Raw genomic sequence first — 17,682 nt, forward strand, 5'->3', positions numbered from 1 at the left:
TGTCCCATGCGAACCCGAATCAAGATCTGCGGCCTGACGCGCGTGACCGATGCTTTACACGCTGCCCGCTGCGGCGCGGATGCCATCGGCCTGGTGTTCTACCCGCCCAGTCCGCGTCATGTCACGCTGGAGCAGGCGCGCGCCATCGGCCGGGCGCTGCCCGCATTTGTTACCCGCGTCGCGCTGTTTGTGGATGCCGACCCGGCACAGGTGGGAACAGTGCTCGCCGGTCTGCGTCCCGACCTGCTGCAGTTCCACGGTGATGAATCGCCCGAATACTGCCGCCAGTTTGGTATGCCTTATATCAAGGCAGGGCGGGTCAGGGCAGGCTTGGATTTGGTACAATACGCGGCTCTATATGCGGATGCGCAGGGCTTGCTGCTGGATGCCTTCGTGCCCGGCCAGGCCGGCGGTACGGGACAATCGTTCGATTGGGCGCTTATCCCGGAAAACCTGCCGCTGCCGCTGATACTCTCCGGCGGACTGGAGCCGGAAAACGTGCGCCATGCGGTGCAAAGTGTGCATCCGTGGGCGGTGGACGTTTCCAGCGGCGTCGAGATAAGTAAAGGCATCAAGGACGCGGCGAAGGTTGTGCAATTCATTCAAGAGGTGAGCAATGCGGATCGGTGAACTCCCCGACGAACGCGGACATTTTGGTCCGTACGGCGGTATTTTCGTGGCAGAGACGCTGATTGCCGCGCTCGACGAGCTGCGTCGCGAATACGAACTGGCGCGCTGCGACGCTGCCTTCATGGCCGAATTCCGCCATGAGCTGAAGCACTATGTTGGCCGCCCCAGCCCGATTTATCATGCCAGGCGCTGGTCGGAGCACCTGGGTGGCGCGCAGATTTACCTCAAGCGCGAAGACCTCAACCACACCGGCGCGCACAAAATAAACAACACCATCGGCCAGGCGCTGCTGGCCCGGCGCATGGGCAGGAAGCGTGTCATCGCCGAAACCGGCGCGGGCCAGCATGGCGTGGCCTCCGCCACCGTGGCCGCACGCTATGGCATGGAATGCGTCGTCTACATGGGCGCTGATGATGTGGTGCGGCAGTCGCCCAATGTGTATCGCATGAAACTCCTCGGCGCTACCGTCGTGCCGGTGTCTTCCGGCTCAAAAACCTTGAAGGACGCCCTCAACGAGGCCATGCGCGACTGGGTCACCAACGTCGAATCCACCTTCTACATTCTGGGCACTGCTGCCGGCCCGCACCCTTACCCCATGCTGGTGCGCGATTTCCAGTCGGTAATCGGTGATGAATGCCTCACCCAGATGCCCGACATGATCGGCCGCCAGCCCGATGCGGTCATCGCCTGCGTCGGCGGCGGCTCCAACGCCATCGGCATTTTCTACCCTTATATCGAACACAAGAACGTGCGTCTGATCGGCGTCGAAGCCGGCGGCGAGGGTGTTGCCACCGGCCGCCACGCTGCGCCCCTGTCAGCGGGTACCCCCGGCGTGCTGCACGGCTTCCGCAGTTATCTGATGCAGGATGAAGACGGCCAGATCATCGAAACCCACTCGATTTCCGCCGGCCTTGACTACCCCGGCGTCGGCCCCGAACATGCCTGGCTCAAGGACAGCGGCCGCGCTGAATATGTTGCCATCAACGATGACGAAGCCCTGCGCGCTTTCCACGATCTATGCCGGTTTGAAGGCATCATCCCGGCGCTGGAATCCAGCCATGCACTCGCTCACGCGGCCAAGATTGCGCCCGGCATGAGCAGGGATCAGGTACTGCTGGTCAACCTGTCCGGGCGCGGCGACAAGGACATCAATAGCGTGGCGAAGCTGTCGGGGATTGAACTGTAGACTGGGCGAGGCTTGCATGTATATCCCATCGCAATTCAAGGAAGAAAATTTGGAGCGGATCACGGCGCTTATTGAAGATTATTCCTTTGGAACGCTTATTTCTGCACACGAAGGATTGCCTTTCGTGAGCCACCTTCCGTTTTTGTTTGAACAGGATGCGGGCCCTCACGGTAAGCTGATTGGGCATATGGCGCGCGCCAATCCGCAATGGCAGCATTTGGCACAAGGGCAGACGGTGCTGGCGGTGTTTCAGGGGCCTCATGCTTATGTTTCTCCTGGCTGGTATGCCAAGCCGGGTGTTCCTGCCTGGAATTATGCCGTTGTGCATTTATATGGCAGAGCGCAGATGGTTGAAGATGAATCTCAACTTGAGGAACTTCTCGATAAATTGACTGCAGTACATGATGCGGACTATCCAGAGTCTATGCAGACGAGCTATATGCGCGAGAATAAAACACGACTTTTGGATATGATTATCGGCTTCGAAATCGAAGTCACCGAAATTCAGGGCAAATTCAAACTCAGTCAAAATCGCAGCAATGACGATCAGCAAAGTGTCATTCAACATCTGGAAGCTTCAGCGATAGCCTCGGATAAGGAAACCGCAGCCTTGATGGTTTCAAATCTTAAAGCGCGGCGCTAATCCAAATTTACCTATTGGTTATCTATGTCTCGTATTTCATCCGTTTTTGAACAACTCAGGGCGCAAAACAGAACCGCGCTGATTCCCTTCGTCACCGCCGGCGATCCTGACCCGCAGCTCACCGTGCCGATTCTGCATGCACTGGCGGCAGCCGGGGCGGACATCATCGAGTTGGGCGTGCCGTTTTCCGACCCGATGGCGGATGGGCCGACCATCCAGCGCGCGTCTGAACGGGCGCTGAAGCACCATGTCGGGCTGAAGGATGTGCTGGCGCTGGTGGCGGAATTCCGTAAAATCAATACCGCCACACCGATTGTGCTGATGGGCTATGCCAATCCGGTGGAGCGCATGGGGTATGAAGTGTTTGCCAAAAATGCGGCTTCTGCCGGCGTGGACGGGGTGCTGACGGTGGATATTCCGCCCGAGGAAAGCACCGGCGTAGCCGATGTGTTTGCCGCCCACGGCGTGGACATGATTTTCCTGCTCTCGCCCACCACGCCGGGGGCGCGCATCAACGTGGTGGCACAGCAGGCCAGCGGTTTTGTATATTACGTCTCGCTCAAGGGCGTGACCGGTTCGGCCAGCCTGGATCTGACCGAGGTGGCGTCGCATATTCCCGCCATCCGCGAGCGTTGCGGACTGCCGGTGGGGGTGGGATTCGGGATTCGGGATGCTGCAACCGCCCGCGCTATCGCCCGGTTTGCCGATGCCGTGGTGATTGGCAGCCGTATCGTGCAGGAGATGGAAAATTCCCCGCGCGAGCAAGTTATTGAAAATCTCGGTACCTTCGTGCGCGGCATCCGCGCTGCGATGGACGTCCAATAAGGAAATCCCATGAGCTGGTTCCAGAAAATCCTGCGCCCTAAGATTAATCGCAGAGAAGCCGATAGTGCGGCCAAGAAAGTCATGCCGGAAGGGCTGTGGAGCAAGTGCCCGGCGTGTGAAACGGTGCTGTACCGCGCTGATCTGGAAAACAATCTGGAAGTCTGCCCCAAGTGCGGACACCATCATCGTATTGATGCACGCGCCCGGCTGGAGATGTTGCTGGATGCGGAGGGGCGGCACGAGATCGGCGCCCGGGTGACTCCGCTGGATACGCTGAAATTCAAGGACAGCAAGCGCTACATTGATCGTTTGACCGAAGCCCAGCGTGCCACCGGGGAAAAAGACGCGCTGATTGTCATGCAGGGCAGCGTGCTGGCGGTACCGGTGGTGGTGGCGGCGTTTGAATTCAAGTTCATGGGCGGTTCCATGGGCGCGGTGGTGGGCGAGCGCTTTGTGCGCGGTGTTGAGGTGTGCCTGGAGCACCAGCTGCCGTTCGTCTGTTATTCTGCCAGCGGCGGGGCGCGCATGCAGGAGGGACTGTTCTCGCTGATGCAGATGGCCAAGACCAGCGCGGCGCTTACCAAGCTGGCCGAGGCGAAATTACCGTTTATTTCGGTGTTGACAGATCCAACCATGGGTGGGGTGTCGGCCAGCTTTGCCATGCTTGGGGATATCATCATTGCCGAGCCGAAAGCCTTGATTGGCTTTGCCGGGCCGCGCGTGATTGAACAGACGGTGCGTGAAACCCTGCCGGAGGGCTTCCAGCGTTCCGAGTTTCTGCAGCAGCACGGTGCGATTGACCTGATTATTGACCGCCGCGAAATGCGCGAGCGGCTGGCCAGCCTGCTCACCATGCTGCTGCGGCTGCCTGCGGCTGCCTGAATGGCGGAACATCATCCGGCTAACCTGGCGGGCTGGCTTGGCCACCTGGAGTCCCTGCATCACAAAACCATCGAACTGGGACTGGCGCGTGTCCAGGCGGTCAAGACCGCGCTGCAACTCGCACCGTCCCTGCCTGTCATTATCGTCGGCGGTACCAACGGCAAAGGATCGACTTGCGCCTATCTGGAAGCCATGCTCACAGCAGCAGGGTACCGGGTGGGGCTGTACACCTCGCCGCATCTGCTGCGCTACAACGAGCGTGTGCGCATCGATAATCGCGAAGTGGGGGACGCAGCGCTGTGCACCGCTTTTTCTGCGGTCGAGGCTGCACGTGGTACGGTGTCGCTGAGTTATTTCGAGTTTGGCACCCTGGCCGCCGTGTGGCTGTTTGCCCGTGCTGAAGTCGATGTGGCGGTGCTGGAAGTAGGGCTGGGCGGGCGGCTGGATGCGGTCAATGTGTTCGACCCGGAATGCGCGATTGTCACCAGTGTGGACATCGACCACACCGATTATCTGGGCGATACGCGCGAGAAAATCGGGTTTGAAAAAGCCGGGATTTTTCGCGCAGGCCGTCCGGCAATTTGTGGAGATGATCACCCGCCGCAGTCGTTGCTGCAACATGCCGCCAACATCGGCGCGGATTTGCGCGTCATAGGTGAAACGTTCAGCGCAGCGCCTGAGCGAAACTGCTGGCATTACAGCGGGCAGCATGAATACCGGGATTTGCCCAATCCGGCCATGGCCGGCCGCTATCAATTCAACAATGCCGCCTGCGCGATCGCTGCGCTGGAAACGCTCAGCAGGCGCCTGCCGGTGACCGAGGCGGCGATTCGCCAGGGCCTGCGGATGGCGCGCGCGACAGGGCGCTTCCAGGTGTTGCCAGGGCAGCCCGAGGTGATGCTCGATGTGGCACACAATCCCCATGCTGCGCGTGCGCTGGCAGCCAATTTACAAGCCCGTCCCGGCAGCGGCAAAACGCTGGCACTCTGGGCGATGCTGGCGGACAAGGACATCGCCGGCGTGGTGCAGGCCATGCAACCTGAAGTAGACGAATGGCTGCTGGCCAGCCTGGATGTGCCGCGCGGCGCTACTGCACAGGTGCTTCACGATGCGCTGCGTAAAGCGGGTGTCAGCGCACCGATAACGTGCAGCGATAGTGTGGCAGAGGGGTGGCGGCTTGCCTGTGAACGGGCCCGCGAAAATGATAGAATCTGTGTCTTTGGTTCCTTCTACACTGTCGCGTGGGTGTTGCAGCTTACTGACAGATAAACAGGAAAACATTGCATCATGGCCATTCAAGCCACTTCTGAAGAACAACTGCGGATGCGCCGCCGTGCGCGCCGCCGCCTGCTCGGCGCAGCTTCGCTGCTGTTGCTGGCGGCTATCGTTCTGCCCATGGTGCTCGACAAGCAACCGCGCCCGCTGGATCGCGATATTGAAATCCGCATTCCTTCACAAACAGCAGCGCCACTGGCATCCCCGCCGCCAGTAGCGGCTGGCGCACCATCCGCACAGGCAAGTGCTTCCCCGCCGCCAGTTGCAGCAGATAAAACCGTCGCGCCACCTCCTGCGGCAACTGTCCGTCAGACTGAACCGATCATCACCCAATCCGAGCCGCCCGCAGAATCCGATGCCCCGCACAAGCTGGCTGTGCCCACTCCTGCCCCCGCCCACAAACTGGGACAAGACGCCGGCAAAGTCCCGGAAAAACCTTCGCCAAAAGCCGAAGCTGCTCACAAATCAGCCGAAACGGCACTTGAAAACCCTGTCACGCCCACCCATTTTGTTGTTCAGCTGGGTGCATTCAGCAATGCCGAAAATGTGCGCCAGCTGCGCGACAAGCTGCAGGCGGCAGGTATTCATACCTATACTGAAGCGTTACCGAGTGGTGCAACCAGAGTGCGCGCGGGGCCATTCAAAACCCGTGAGCAGGCGGACCGCACCGAGGCCGGCATCGCGCTGCTTGGGGTGCAAGCCAGAGTGGTGGGTATAGACAAACCGTGACCGGTTTCGATTTTGTTGTCATAGGCGTCGTTGCTCTGTCAGTACTGCTTGGCCTGATGCGGGGTGCGGTCAAGGAGATACTGTCGCTGGCAGCCTGGGTGCTTGCCTTTGTTGCGGCAAAAACATTCGCCGCCACCGCCGCTGGCGTGATGCCGGATTTTATAAGCAATGCGGCGTTGCGTTATCTGGCCGGCTTTATCCTGGTATTCATCGTGGTGATGGCGCTGGCAATGTTATTGAGCCTGCTGTTGTCCGAATCATTGAAAGCGCTCGGCCTGGGTATGGTGGATCGAATGCTGGGTGGGGTATTCGGCTTTTTACGTGGCATGGTGATTGTGACCATGCTGGTGTTGCTGGCCGGCCTGACCCAGCTGCCGAAAACCGAAGTATGGCGACAGGCATCGCTTTCCGGAGTGTTTGAAATCCTGGCCATTATGGTTAAACCGTGGTTGCCGATGGATCTGGCCAATCATATTCATTACAGGTAATTATCATGTGCGGCATACTCGGCATCGTTTCCCATAGTCCCGTCAACCAGCTGCTCTACGATGGCCTGCTGGTGCTCCAGCACCGTGGCCAGGATGCGGCAGGCATTGTTACCGCCGAGGGCAACACCTTCCATATGCACAAGGCCAACGGGCTGGTGCGCGATGTGTTCCGTACCCGTGACATGCGCAATCTGCTGGGCAATGCCGGCATCGGTCATGTGCGTTATCCGACTGCCGGCAATGCCGCCTCCAGCGCCGAGGCGCAGCCGTTTTATGTGAATTCGCCGTTCGGTATCGTGCTCGGCCACAATGGCAATCTCACCAATGTCGATCAGCTCAAGGAAGACCTGTTCCGCCTCGATCTGCGCCACGTGAATACCAGCTCCGATTCCGAGGTGCTGCTGAATGTGTTGGCACACGAGCTGGTCGAGGTGGGCAATAGCCAGCGCCTCAGTCCGGAGCGCATTTTCAAGGCGGTATCCGGGGTGCATCGACGCTGCAAGGGCGCTTATGCTGTGGTGGCGATGATCGCCGGACATGGCCTGCTGGCGTTTCGTGATACTTACGGCATCCGCCCGCTGATCATCGGCAGCCGCCAGAGCGCGGAAGGCATGGAATACATGGTGGCCTCGGAAAGCGTGGCAATCGACGCGCTGGATTTCAAAATCATGCGCGACGTGGCGCCCGGCGAGGCAGTTTATATTGACGAAGCCGGGCAGTTTCACAGCATGCAGTGCGCGCAGCAGACCAAATACTATCCGTGCATTTTCGAATACGTATACCTGGCGCGCCCGGATTCGGTGATCGATGGCGTGTCCGTCTACGAGAGTCGCCTGCGCATGGGCGAGAGTCTGGCGGAAAAGATTCGCCGCGACTGGAGCCATCTGCCCATTGACGTGGTCATCCCGATTCCCGATACCAGTCGCCCCAGTGCGCTGCAACTGGCCAACCAGCTTGGCCTTGCCTATCGCGAGGGGTTTATCAAAAACCGCTACATTGGCCGCACTTTCATCATGCCCGGGCAGGCGATGCGCAAGAAATCGGTACGCCAGAAACTCAACGCCATCAGTATCGAATTCAAGGGCAAGAACGTGCTGCTGGTGGACGATTCCATCGTGCGCGGCACCACCAGCCGCGAGATTGTACAGATGGCACGCGATGCCGGCGCGCGCCAGGTATTCTTTGCTTCCGCCGCGCCGCCGGTGCGTTTCCCCAACGTGTACGGCATCGACATGCCTACGCGCCAGGAATTGCTCGCCACCGGTCGCAACGACGCGGAAATTGCCCGTGAAATCGGCGCGGATGCGCTGATTTATCAGGATATTGCCGCGCTGGTGGACGCGGTGCGCGAGCTCAACCCGGCCCTGCAGCACTTCGATGCATCGTGTTTCAACGGCGAGTATGTCACCGGCGATATCACCGAGGAATACCTGGCGTTGATCGAATCCTTGCGTTGCAATCCTGGCAGGAAAGACGTTAACGGTATGGATACCTTGCAACTCGACCTTAACCTGGTCGCTGGCGGACGCGGTGGTTGACAGCCAAGCTTTGCAGATATAGATTGAATACGCGCCGATTTGATACAGCTTGCGGGCGCTTAATAAATTCAGCTAAAGCGGAACAGCCCGTTCCAGCTTTCCTGCTGAACGGGTTTTTTTATTTTTGGAGTGGACATGAATCACGACAACGATCAATACGACATCGAAACCCTGGGTGTGCGCGCAGGAATAGAGCGCAGTCAGTTCAACGAGCATAGCGAGGCGCTGTTCCTCACCTCCAGCTTCGTGTTCAACAGTGCAGCGCAGGCCGCGGCACGCTTCAAGGGTGAGGAACCGGGCAATATCTACGCGCGCTTCACCAACCCCACCGTGACCATGTTCGAGCAGCGCCTGGCCGCGCTGGAAGGCGCGCAACGTTGCGTTGCCACGGCCTCCGGCATGTCCGCCATCCTGGCCACGGTGATGGGGCTGCTGTCGGCTGGCGACCACATCGTTGCCTCGCGTTCCATCTTTGGCTCCACGGTGCAGTTGTTCAATAACATCATCGCGCGCTTCGGGGTAGAGACCACGCTGGTGTCGCCGACTGATGTGGACGAATGGCGACGTGCCGTACGCCCCCATACCAAACTGTTTTTCGTTGAGTCGCCCTCCAACCCGCTGACCGAAGTCAGCGACATCGGCGCGCTCGCTGCCCTGGCCAGGGAAAGCGGCGCCAGGCTCGCGGTAGACAACTGCTTCTGCTCGCCGGCGCTGCAGCGTCCGCTGGAACTGGGCGCGGATATCGTGATTCATTCCGCCACCAAATACCTGGACGGCCAGGGCAGGGTGCTGGGGGGGGCAGTGCTGGGCAGCAAGGAGCTGATGGAAGGCGTGTTCACCTTTTTGCGTACCGCCGGCCCCACCCTCAGTGCATTCAACGCCTGGGTGTTCCTGAAAGGGCTGGAGACCCTCAAGCTGCGCATGGACGCGCATTCGGCCTCGGCGTTGCAACTGGCGAGCTGGCTGGAGCAGCATCCTGGCGTGGAGCGTGTATATTATCCGGGCCTGCCATCGCACCCGCAGCATGCGCTTGCGCTGCGCCAGCAGCGCAGCGGCGGGGGCATTGTTGCCTTCGATGTGAAAGGGGGCAAGGAAGCGGCCTGGAAAGTGGTGGACGCAACCCGCATGATCTCGATCACTGCGAATCTGGGCGATGCGAAAACCACCATCACCCATCCCGCCACCACGACGCATGGCCGACTGGCGCCGGAACAGCGGATTGCGGCCAGTATCGGTGACGGGCTGTTGCGCGTGGCCGTGGGGCTGGAATCGGTGCGTGACATTCAGGCTGATTTGGCAAGAGGATTGGATACGCTATGAACAAGCTGACTAAAATCCTGCTCTGGCTGGCTATGTTATGGCCCATGTTGGGCTTGGCCGGGAATATGACTGAGCTGGACTATCTCGATCAGGATCCCGGTACCGCAGCTTATCCCACCCGCATTCTGGTCAACAAGAAATTCATGCGTATGGATTCGGGCAAGGATGCAGGTGATTTCATTCTGATGGATCGCCACGCGGGCACGGTTTACAACGTGATCCGGAGCGAGGCAAATATTTACCGCTATAATCCGCATCCGCTGACACTGGCCAAACCCACCCCATGGAAAATTCAGGAGCAAGTCAAACAGCTGCCGGGCAACACGCGTAAATTCACCCTCGGCGTCAATGGCAAGCCGTGCATGGAAATCACTGCCACGGACAATCTTTTGCCAGATGTGGTGTCAGCGCTTGCCACCTATCGGCAAACACTGACATCGGTAGAGGTGCTGACCTGGCAGCGCACCCCTGCGGAAATGCGCGATCAGTGCGATCTGGCACAACATGTGTTCGAGATTCGGCGCACCCTGCAATACGGGCTCCCCATTGAAGAGCTGTACGCCAATGGCCGCAGCCGTCGCTATGTTTCACATGGCACGCGGGCATCGCAGGCGGCGTTGTTCCAGTTGCCGCCAAAATACAAAATGGTCAATGCGGATCAGGTTCAGGGCAAGTGAGCGGATGCGCGCTGCACCCCGCCGCGTCGCAGTGCAGATAGCCCCCGCTGTCGTACCAGTCCTGCAATACCCAGCGCTCGCTGGCATGCCCGTCCACTTCTAAAACGTGACGCGCGGGGCGGTGGGTATGACCATGAATCAGGCGCGGATAGGCATATTCGCGCAGGATTTCGATCACGGCCTGGTGATTGACGTCCATGATTGCGGCGGTTTTTTCCTGTTTGGCATGTTCGCTCTGGCTGCGTGCCTGCTGCGCCATGGTGCGGCGCACGGCGAGCGGCTGTGCCAGGAAACCGGTTTGCCAGGCAGGATCGCGCACCTGCGCGCGGAAAGCCAGATAGGATCTGTCATCGGTGCACAGCGTGTCGCCATGCATCAGCAAGGTCGGCTGGCCGTACAGGTCCAGCAGCGTGGGGTCAGCCAGCAGACGCGCGCCACTGGCATCGGCAAATTGCTGCGCCAGAAAAAAATCGCGATTGCCATGCATCAAGTACACCGCTACGCCACTGTCGGAGAGCCGCCGTAATGCACCGACAACGCTGCGGCTCAACGCTGTGTCCTCATCATCGCCCACCCAGGACTCGAACAGGTCCCCGAGAATGTACAGGGCTTCGGCGCTGCGCGCGCGCGTTTCCAGGAAATCAAAAAACAGCCGGCTGATTTGCGGCCGGCTGTCGCACAGATGCAGGTCGGATATGAACAGGCTGTGCGCGCACTCGCTCATGGGATCAGGCTGTTTCGGCGCGCTCGATGATGACGTCTTCAACCGGCACATCCTGGTGTCCGGCACGGTTTCCGGTTTTGACTTTCCTGATTTTATCCACCACCTCCTGGCCTTCCACGACCTTGCCGAATACGCAGTAGCCAAAGCCTTGCGGCGTGGCCGAAGTAAAATTGAGGAAGCTGTTGTTGGCAACGTTGATGAAGAACTGTGCAGTGGCTGAGTGCGGGTCTGGAGTACGCGCCATGGCAACGGTATAGGCCTCGTTCTTGAGGCCATTACCGGCTTCGTTTTCAACGGGAGCGTGGGCCGGCTTCTGGCTCATGCCGGGTTCAAACCCACCGCCCTGCACCATGAAGCCATCAATCACGCGGTGAAAAATGGTGTTGTTATAGGCGCCGCTATTCACATAGTCGAGGAAATTGGCGACGGTTTTGGGTGCCTTGTCGGCATAAAGGTCGAGGGTGATGACGCCGTGATTGGTATGCAGTTTGACCATGGGGTATATCTCCTGATTGGGTTGAGATTTGTAATGGATCGGGATTGGGATGCGTAGGCAGCTAAACACTTACTTATTGGGAAAAGTGGAGAAAAGGTTGCAGGCAACAGCACGAAAGGGCGCGCGCTTCATTATGATATACTCGGGTGGACTGAGCCTGGAGGCCAATTCTAGCAAGAACTCCCCCTGATTCAAAATCGCCATTCACCATCTCGCCTTTATCTCCGCACGTTTTTGTCCGACACGCCATGTTGACCATCTACAATTCCTTGGGCCGCGAGAAGCAGGCCTTTGTTCCGATCAACCCTGGCCGGGTGCGCATGTATGTGTGCGGCATGACGGTGTACGACTATTGTCATCTGGGCCATGCGCGCGTGCTGGTGGTATTCGATATGGTGACGCGCTGGCTGCGCGCGTCCGGCTATGCAGTCGAGTACGTGCGCAACGTGACCGACATCGACGACAAAATCATCAAGCGTGCCGCCGAGAACAAGGAATCCATCAACGAACTCACCGCGCGCTTTATCGCCGCGATGAATGAAGATGCCGCTGCACTGGGCGTGCTGCCGCCCACCCATGAGCCGCGCGCCACCGAATTTGTCGCGCCCATGCTGCACATGATTGAAACCCTGATCGCGCGTGGCCTGGCCTACCCTGCCGCGAATGGCGATGTGTACTACGCTGTGCATGCCTTTCCCGGTTACGGCAAGCTGTCGGGCAAAACGCTGGATGAATTGCGGGCGGGCGAGCGCGTTGAGGTGGATCGGAACAAGCGCGACCCGCTTGATTTCGTGCTGTGGAAAGCCGCCAAAGCGGGTGAACCCGCGTGGGATTCGCCGTGGGGAGCAGGACGCCCGGGCTGGCATATAGAATGTTCGGCGATGGGCGAGCATTACTTCGGCGCACATTTCGATATCCACGGCGGCGGGCAGGATCTGCAGTTCCCGCACCATGAAAACGAAATCGCGCAGTCCGAGGGTGTACACAACTGTACCTTTGTGAACTACTGGATGCACAACGGTTTCGTGCGCGTGGATAACGAAAAGATGTCCAAGTCGCTGGGCAACTTTTTCACCATCCGCGAAGTGTTGACCCGCTACGATGCCGAAACCGTGCGCTTTTTCATCCTGCGCGCGCATTACCGCAGCCCGCTGAATTATTCCGACCAGCATCTGGATGACGCCCGGCAGGCGCTGACCCGGCTCTACACCGCGTTGCGGGATATTGCGCCGCTGGACATCCGGATCGATTGGACGCACCCGCAGGCGGCGCGCTTCAAGGCGGCAATGGACGATGACTTCAATAGCGCCGAGGCCATGGCGGTGCTGTTCGAGCTGGCGGGAGAAACCAACAAATCGCGCTCGGCGCAGGATGCCGCGCTGCTGCGGGCGCTCGGCGGCGTGCTGGGTTTGCTGCAAAACGACCCGGCAACCTATCTGCAGGCGCTGACCGGCAGCGCTTATTCAGCACAACAGATAGAACAGCTGATTATCGACCGCGCCATAGCGCGCAAGGCGAAAAATTTTGCCGAGGGCGATCGTATTCGCAAGCAATTGCTGGATGCCGGGATCGTGCTGGAAGACAGCGCTCAGGGTACCAGCTGGCGGCGCGAGTAATTCAGCGCCTCAGCATATTCCGGCTGGTGTGCAACGGACACCAGCCGAGCTCATTGCGAGCGCGGCCGCAATTCAATGTAAGACTCCGGTGTACACCCTCCATCCAGCCGGGTTCGCCGCCTGCGCCGGTCAATTTCCAGGCAAGACTCAATGCCGCGCCGGCAAGTTTTGGCGCAACCGGCACAGCCACGCGGCTACGCGCGCGAATCGCATCACGAAAGCTGAAGCTGTCGTCCGCAGCCAGATTGTAGGCACCCGTTGCCGGTTGCCTGAGTGCCAGTACAATCGCCGCGGCCACATCGTCTTCGTGCACACATTGCAGCAGCGGTTGCGGGTCGGGCAGGCGCACATAGCATGGCTGGCGCAGCAGGGCCTTGAGCAGCGGCTGGGCATGGGCGCCGAGGATGATGTGCGGGCGCAGACGCACTACATCCGGATAGTGAGCCGTGAGCCAGTGTTCCAGTTCGGCTTTGTGCTCGCCATACAGAAAGCCCGGGATAGGCTTGAGCGGGGCTGCTTCATTGACCAGCACGCCGCTCCCGTACACTGCCGCGCTGGACAGATGCACCTGACGTGCCACACCCGCCGCGCGGGCCGCAGCAAACAGGCGCTGCGAGGCATGCAGGTTGATTGCGCGCATGGCGTGCAGCGGGGTTCTGCCGCGCAGCACCACAAACGCCAGGTGCACCAGGCCGTCGCAGGCCTGTAGCAATGGGGCGAGACTGACATCGCGCAGATCCGCCTGGACGTGGCGGTATTTCCGGTGCTCAAACCATCCCGGCCGAATATCCAGCCCGAGCACCGATTCGATCACCGGGTCATCGCACAAGCGCGGCAACAGGGCGCGGGCAAGGTGGCTGGCGCTACCGCTAATGAATACACGCATGGCGTTCAGGTGTGGAAAGCAGGCATGACGTCCTCTGCAATGCAGTGCATGGATTCCTGGATGACCTCGGTCGGGAGCGCGCCGGCACCGACCGCACAGAGCAGATTGGTCACCCCGGCATCACGGTATTTCTGCAGTTTCCCGATACATTCTGCGGGCGTGCCCACGACTGCCATGCCGAATGTTTCCAGCAGGGTGAGGTTGATGCCGAGCTTCATCAGGCTGCGAAAGCGCCCCAGATCGTGAAAGTGTTCATAGCTGGGATAGAGTTTTTCCAGCACCGGTAATGTCGTGGCGAAGAGCGCATTGTAAAACCACGTCAATGCCGGTTTGGCGAGCTGGCGGGCGCGCTTGCCGTCGGGCAGGCAGACGATGCCGACGCTCATGCCGGCACGTGGCGCAGGTACGGCAGCCGCGCTGTCGAGATAATTGCGGATGTCGTGTTTCACCATCATCCATGGTTTGAACGGGCCCGCCAGCATCCCCAGTTGTTGCTGCGCAGCCCAGGTGAACGTATCCGGGCTGACCGCAGCGGTCCACAGCGGCGGGTGAGGGGATTGCACCGGGTAAGGCAGTATATCCAGCGCATCCAGATGATAATGCTCGCCATGAAAGGTGACCGGACGGCGCAGGAACGACTGGCGCAGGATGGCCAGCGACTCCGCCGTGCGGCTGCGGCTGTCGCTCATGGCGACGCCGAACACGCCATACTCCTGGGGCGAGAAACCACGCCCGATGCCCAGCTCCAGACGACCGCCGGTGAGGATGTCCAGCGTGGCGGCACGCTCGGCAACATGCACGGGGTGGTGGTAGGGCAGCGGCACCACGCTCAGGCCCAGACGGATGCGCCGGGTGCGCTGGCTGGCCGCGGCCAGCACCAGATCAGGCTTGGAAGAATGCGAGTAGCCACGCATGAAATGATGCTCGACCAGCCACGCACAACCGAAACCGAGGCGGTCGGCCAGCTCGATTTCGGCCAGGGTGTCGGCGCATGCCTGCGCCTCGCTGCGTGCCAGATGCGGCGGCTGGGAAATCTCGTAAAACAGGTCGAATTGCATGGCCGGAGCGGGTCACAAGGGGCTGTTATAATGCCAGCATCATGACAAATTCGCCAAGCTATACCTGTTACGTGGGCGCGCGCGGCTGGGAACACGAGGACTGGGCAGGCAGCTTTTATCCGGACGATCTCCCGGCCGACTGGCGGCTTGCCTATTACAATAATTTTTTTACCTGCTGTTACCTCGACTACCCTGCCTGGGCGCAACAGCCCGAGGCAACGCTGGCGCAGTGGCTGGCCGATACCCTGCCGCGTTTTCGCTTTGTGCTGGAGACGCCAGCCAGCCTGTCGGAAGCCGATCGCGCGCGCCTGGCAATATTGGCGCCGCGCACCGGCCTGGCTGACACTGCGGCAGCGTTGCAGGCATCTTGCATGTGGTTGCCTGATGCGCCGGACTGGCGCGCGCTGTCGGCACAAATTCAGCACCGTGCGCAAACACCGGGAATACCGTGTTACCTGATCAGTCAGACACAGGCTGTGGCTGATTTGCAACAAGCCGTCACATTGCTGGAAATCCTGGGTTATTAAATTGTTCGCGCCGTCCAGCCGTTATAAAATCCGCTCAACTTCAATTTAAGGCATATCCGTGTCGACAGATAATCTGGTCGAAATTCGCAATCTTTCTTTTGCCTATGGCAAGCGCCCGATTCTGCAAGGTGTCAATCTGACTGCCCCGCGCGGCAAGGTGATCGCCCTCATGGGGGGCAGCGGATCGGGTAAAACGACCCTGCTGCGCCTCATTGGCGGGCAGTTGCGCCCCACTGGCGGCGAAGTGCGCGTGGCCGGGCAAGTGGTGCACCGGCTTAGTCATCAGGCGCTGTTCCAGCTGCGGCGCAAGATGGGGATGCTGTTCCAGTTTGGTGCCTTGTTTACCGATCTGAGCGTGTTTGACAACGTCGCGTTTCAGATGCGTGAGCATACTGATCTGCCTGAAGCCGTCATCCGTGATCTGGTATTGATGAAGCTGCATGCAGTGGGATTGCGCGGCGCCAGCCAGCTCATGCCGGCAGAATTGTCCGGCGGCATGGCGCGGCGTGTGGCGCTGGCGCGCGCGGTGGCACTGGATCCCATGCTCATCATGTATGACGAGCCGTTTACTGGCCTGGATCCTATCTCCCTGGGCCAAATCGGCAATCTGATCCGCAGGCTGACCGATACCCTGGGTCTGACCTCGATTGTGGTCACCCACGATGTGCAGAAATCGCTGGAAATTGTTGACTACGTCTATTTCGTATCGGGTGGCGTGATCGAGGCGGAAGGCACGCCTGCGGAAATACGTGCCTCCGGCTTGCCGTTTGTGCACCAGTTTGTGCATGGCGAAGAAGACGGTCCGGTACCCTTCCATTACCCTGCGCCTGACTATGCCCAGGATCTCGGACTGGGGGCGCGCAAATGATGCGTATGGGCGTGCGTTTTTTCTCCGCCATTGGACGGCGCGTGATTGATGGCATCTGGCGCCTGGGCTACGCCGCGCGTTTTGTGGCGCTTACGCTGCTGCGCTCGGGTACCAGCCTGGCACGGTTTGGCCTGGTGATCCGCGAAATTTATTCCAGCGGCGTGTTGTCACTCATCATCATTGTGGTGTCGGGGCTGTTTGTCGGCATGGTGCTGGGCCTGCAGGGTTATGAAACCTTGAAAACCTACGGCTCGGAACAGTCCCTGGGGGTGCTGGTTGCATTGTCACTGGTGCGCGAACTGGGGCCGGTGGTGGCAGCCCTGCTGTTTGCCAGTCGCGCCGGCTCGGCGATCACCGCCGAAATCGGTCTGATGAAAACCACAGAGCAGCTCAAGGCCCTGGAAATGATGGCGATAGACCCGATAGCACGGATAGTGGCACCGCGCTTCTGGGGCGGCGTAATTTCGATGCCGTTATTGGCGGCGATTTTTTCGGTGATGGGCGTATTTGGCGGGTATTTTGTCGGCGTGGTGCTGATCGGTGTGGACGACGGCGCATTCTGGTCGCAGATGCAGGCGGCGGTGGATGTGCGCCACGATGTAATCAACGGCGTGATCAAGAGTTGTGTGTTTGGTTTCGCGGTTACGGCAATTGCGTTATTTGAAGGCTACGACGCGCCGCCCACTGCGGAGGGTGTGTCGCGCGCGACCACGCGCACGGTGGTGACTTCCTCGCTGGCGATTCTGGCACTGGATTTTGTGCTCACTGCATTCATGTTCAAAGGGGTATAGGCAAATGGAAAGAACCGCACTCGACCTGTGGGTAGGCGTGTTTGTGGCGGCGGGGCTGGCGGCTTTGCTGGTACTGGCGTTCAAGGTGGGGAACATGAGCAGCTTTAATGTGTCCGACGGCTACACGGTTACGGCACAGTTCGACAATATCGGCGGGCTCAAGCCTCGTGCAGCGGTAAAAAGCGCGGGCGTGGTGGTTGGACGGGTGAGCCAGATCGCGTTTGACGACAAGACTTACGAGGCAACGGTCACCCTGAGCCTGGACAAACGCTACACCTTCCCCAAGGACACCATTGCGGCGATTCTGACTTCGGGGTTGCTGGGGGAACAATATATTGGCCTGGATGCGGGTGGCAGTGACAAAAAATTGGCCAATGGCGATAAAATCCGGATTACCCAGTCTGCGGTGGTGCTGGAGAACCTGATTAGCCAGTTTCTCTACAACAAGGCTGCGGGCGGTTCAGCCAAATCACCGGCATCTGCCCCGGCAGGCGCGCCCGCAACCCAAGGAATTCAGCAGTGA

20 protein-coding genes are annotated in these 17,682 nt (G+C 59.7%); 16 read left to right on the forward strand and 4 right to left on the reverse strand.

Annotated elements, in window-relative coordinates; genetic code table 11:
- Positions 1-6: 6 nt before the first annotated feature.
- The 11 genes from GZH91_RS05435 to GZH91_RS05485 all read left to right on the forward strand — a co-directional run bounded on the left by GZH91_RS05435 (position 7) and on the right by GZH91_RS05485 (position 10,193).
- The gene (locus tag GZH91_RS05435; protein WP_147071730.1) at positions 7-630 is read left to right on the forward strand and encodes a phosphoribosylanthranilate isomerase; all 624 of its coding nucleotides are present in this window, start codon (positions 7-9) and stop codon (positions 628-630) included.
- Entirely contained in the window at positions 617-1,816 is a 1,200-nt protein-coding gene (trpB, locus tag GZH91_RS05440; protein WP_147071732.1) for a tryptophan synthase subunit beta, read from the forward strand. The genes GZH91_RS05435 and trpB overlap by 14 nt, the downstream gene beginning before the upstream one ends.
- A 16-nt stretch (positions 1,817-1,832) precedes the next feature.
- Complete coding sequence (locus tag GZH91_RS05445) at positions 1,833-2,459, forward strand: FMN-binding negative transcriptional regulator (protein ID WP_147071734.1); 627 nt, start codon at positions 1,833-1,835, stop codon at positions 2,457-2,459.
- Between the two features lie 24 nt (positions 2,460-2,483).
- On the forward strand, positions 2,484-3,284 hold the full coding sequence (gene trpA / locus GZH91_RS05450) for a tryptophan synthase subunit alpha (RefSeq protein WP_147071737.1): 801 nt from the start codon (positions 2,484-2,486) through the stop codon (positions 3,282-3,284).
- A 9-nt stretch (positions 3,285-3,293) separates the two neighbouring features.
- A complete protein-coding gene (gene accD, locus GZH91_RS05455) occupies positions 3,294-4,166 on the forward strand; it encodes an acetyl-CoA carboxylase, carboxyltransferase subunit beta (protein ID WP_147071739.1) in 873 nt (290 codons plus the stop codon).
- Entirely contained in the window at positions 4,167-5,435 is a 1,269-nt protein-coding gene (gene folC, locus GZH91_RS05460) for a bifunctional tetrahydrofolate synthase/dihydrofolate synthase (protein WP_147071741.1), read from the forward strand.
- An 18-nt stretch (positions 5,436-5,453) separates the two neighbouring features.
- Positions 5,454-6,170 (forward strand): SPOR domain-containing protein, encoded by a 717-nt coding sequence (locus tag GZH91_RS05465; protein WP_147071743.1) that lies wholly within the window; start codon positions 5,454-5,456, stop codon positions 6,168-6,170.
- Positions 6,167-6,658 (forward strand): CvpA family protein, encoded by a 492-nt coding sequence (locus GZH91_RS05470; RefSeq protein ID WP_147071745.1) that lies wholly within the window; start codon positions 6,167-6,169, stop codon positions 6,656-6,658. The genes GZH91_RS05465 and GZH91_RS05470 overlap by 4 nt, the downstream gene beginning before the upstream one ends.
- Before the next feature lie 5 nt (positions 6,659-6,663).
- Positions 6,664-8,196: an amidophosphoribosyltransferase gene (gene purF, locus GZH91_RS05475; protein WP_147071747.1), complete on the forward strand. Its 1,533-nt coding sequence runs from the start codon at positions 6,664-6,666 to the stop codon at positions 8,194-8,196.
- A 135-nt stretch (positions 8,197-8,331) separates the two neighbouring features.
- Positions 8,332-9,516, forward strand: a complete 1,185-nt coding sequence (locus tag GZH91_RS05480) for an O-succinylhomoserine sulfhydrylase (RefSeq protein WP_147071749.1) — start codon at positions 8,332-8,334, stop codon at positions 9,514-9,516.
- Positions 9,513-10,193: a hypothetical protein gene (locus GZH91_RS05485; protein WP_147071751.1), complete on the forward strand. Its 681-nt coding sequence runs from the start codon at positions 9,513-9,515 to the stop codon at positions 10,191-10,193. Before GZH91_RS05480 ends, GZH91_RS05485 begins: the two co-directional genes overlap by 4 nt.
- Here the strand turns inward: GZH91_RS05485 and GZH91_RS05490 are convergent.
- Both GZH91_RS05490 and GZH91_RS05495 read right to left on the reverse strand, forming a co-directional pair.
- Positions 10,165-10,917 (reverse strand): UDP-2,3-diacylglucosamine diphosphatase, encoded by a 753-nt coding sequence (locus tag GZH91_RS05490; RefSeq protein WP_147071753.1) that lies wholly within the window; start codon positions 10,915-10,917, stop codon positions 10,165-10,167. The genes GZH91_RS05485 and GZH91_RS05490 overlap by 29 nt on opposite strands.
- A 4-nt stretch (positions 10,918-10,921) precedes the next feature.
- A complete protein-coding gene (locus GZH91_RS05495; RefSeq protein WP_147071755.1) occupies positions 10,922-11,413 on the reverse strand; it encodes a peptidylprolyl isomerase in 492 nt (163 codons plus the stop codon).
- Positions 11,414-11,661: 248 nt separating this feature from the next.
- On the opposite strand from GZH91_RS05495, the gene cysS reads away from it, so the two are divergent.
- A complete protein-coding gene (cysS, locus tag GZH91_RS05500) occupies positions 11,662-13,029 on the forward strand; it encodes a cysteine--tRNA ligase (RefSeq protein ID WP_147071757.1) in 1,368 nt (455 codons plus the stop codon).
- A gap of 1 nt (position 13,030) precedes the next feature.
- Here cysS and GZH91_RS05505 read toward each other — a convergent pair whose 3' ends face one another.
- Both GZH91_RS05505 and GZH91_RS05510 read right to left on the reverse strand, forming a co-directional pair.
- On the reverse strand, positions 13,031-13,915 hold the full coding sequence (locus tag GZH91_RS05505) for an NAD-dependent epimerase/dehydratase family protein (protein ID WP_147071759.1): 885 nt from the start codon (positions 13,913-13,915) through the stop codon (positions 13,031-13,033).
- 5 nt (positions 13,916-13,920) lie between these two features.
- The gene (locus GZH91_RS05510; RefSeq protein WP_147071761.1) at positions 13,921-14,973 is read right to left on the reverse strand and encodes an LLM class flavin-dependent oxidoreductase; all 1,053 of its coding nucleotides are present in this window, start codon (positions 14,971-14,973) and stop codon (positions 13,921-13,923) included.
- A gap of 41 nt (positions 14,974-15,014) precedes the next feature.
- Here GZH91_RS05510 and GZH91_RS05515 point away from each other — a divergent pair, with 41 nt between their 5' ends.
- From GZH91_RS05515 to mlaD, 4 genes are read left to right on the forward strand one after another with little or no spacing between them, the layout of a single operon-like run.
- Positions 15,015-15,500 carry a DUF72 domain-containing protein gene (locus GZH91_RS05515; RefSeq protein WP_161984186.1) on the forward strand — a complete coding sequence of 162 codons (486 nt, stop codon included), beginning with the start codon at positions 15,015-15,017 and terminating at the stop codon, positions 15,498-15,500.
- Between the two features lie 58 nt (positions 15,501-15,558).
- Entirely contained in the window at positions 15,559-16,368 is an 810-nt protein-coding gene (locus GZH91_RS05520) for an ABC transporter ATP-binding protein (RefSeq protein WP_147071766.1), read from the forward strand.
- Positions 16,369-16,373: 5 nt separating this feature from the next.
- On the forward strand, positions 16,374-17,159 hold the full coding sequence (gene mlaE, locus GZH91_RS05525) for a lipid asymmetry maintenance ABC transporter permease subunit MlaE (RefSeq protein WP_147071788.1): 786 nt from the start codon (positions 16,374-16,376) through the stop codon (positions 17,157-17,159).
- A 4-nt stretch (positions 17,160-17,163) separates the two neighbouring features.
- The gene (gene mlaD / locus GZH91_RS05530; protein WP_161984187.1) at positions 17,164-17,682 is read left to right on the forward strand and encodes an outer membrane lipid asymmetry maintenance protein MlaD; all 519 of its coding nucleotides are present in this window, start codon (positions 17,164-17,166) and stop codon (positions 17,680-17,682) included.

The organism is Sulfuriferula plumbiphila (assembly GCF_009938015.1).
Taxonomy (GTDB): domain Bacteria; phylum Pseudomonadota; class Gammaproteobacteria; order Burkholderiales; family Sulfuriferulaceae; genus Sulfuriferula; species Sulfuriferula plumbiphila.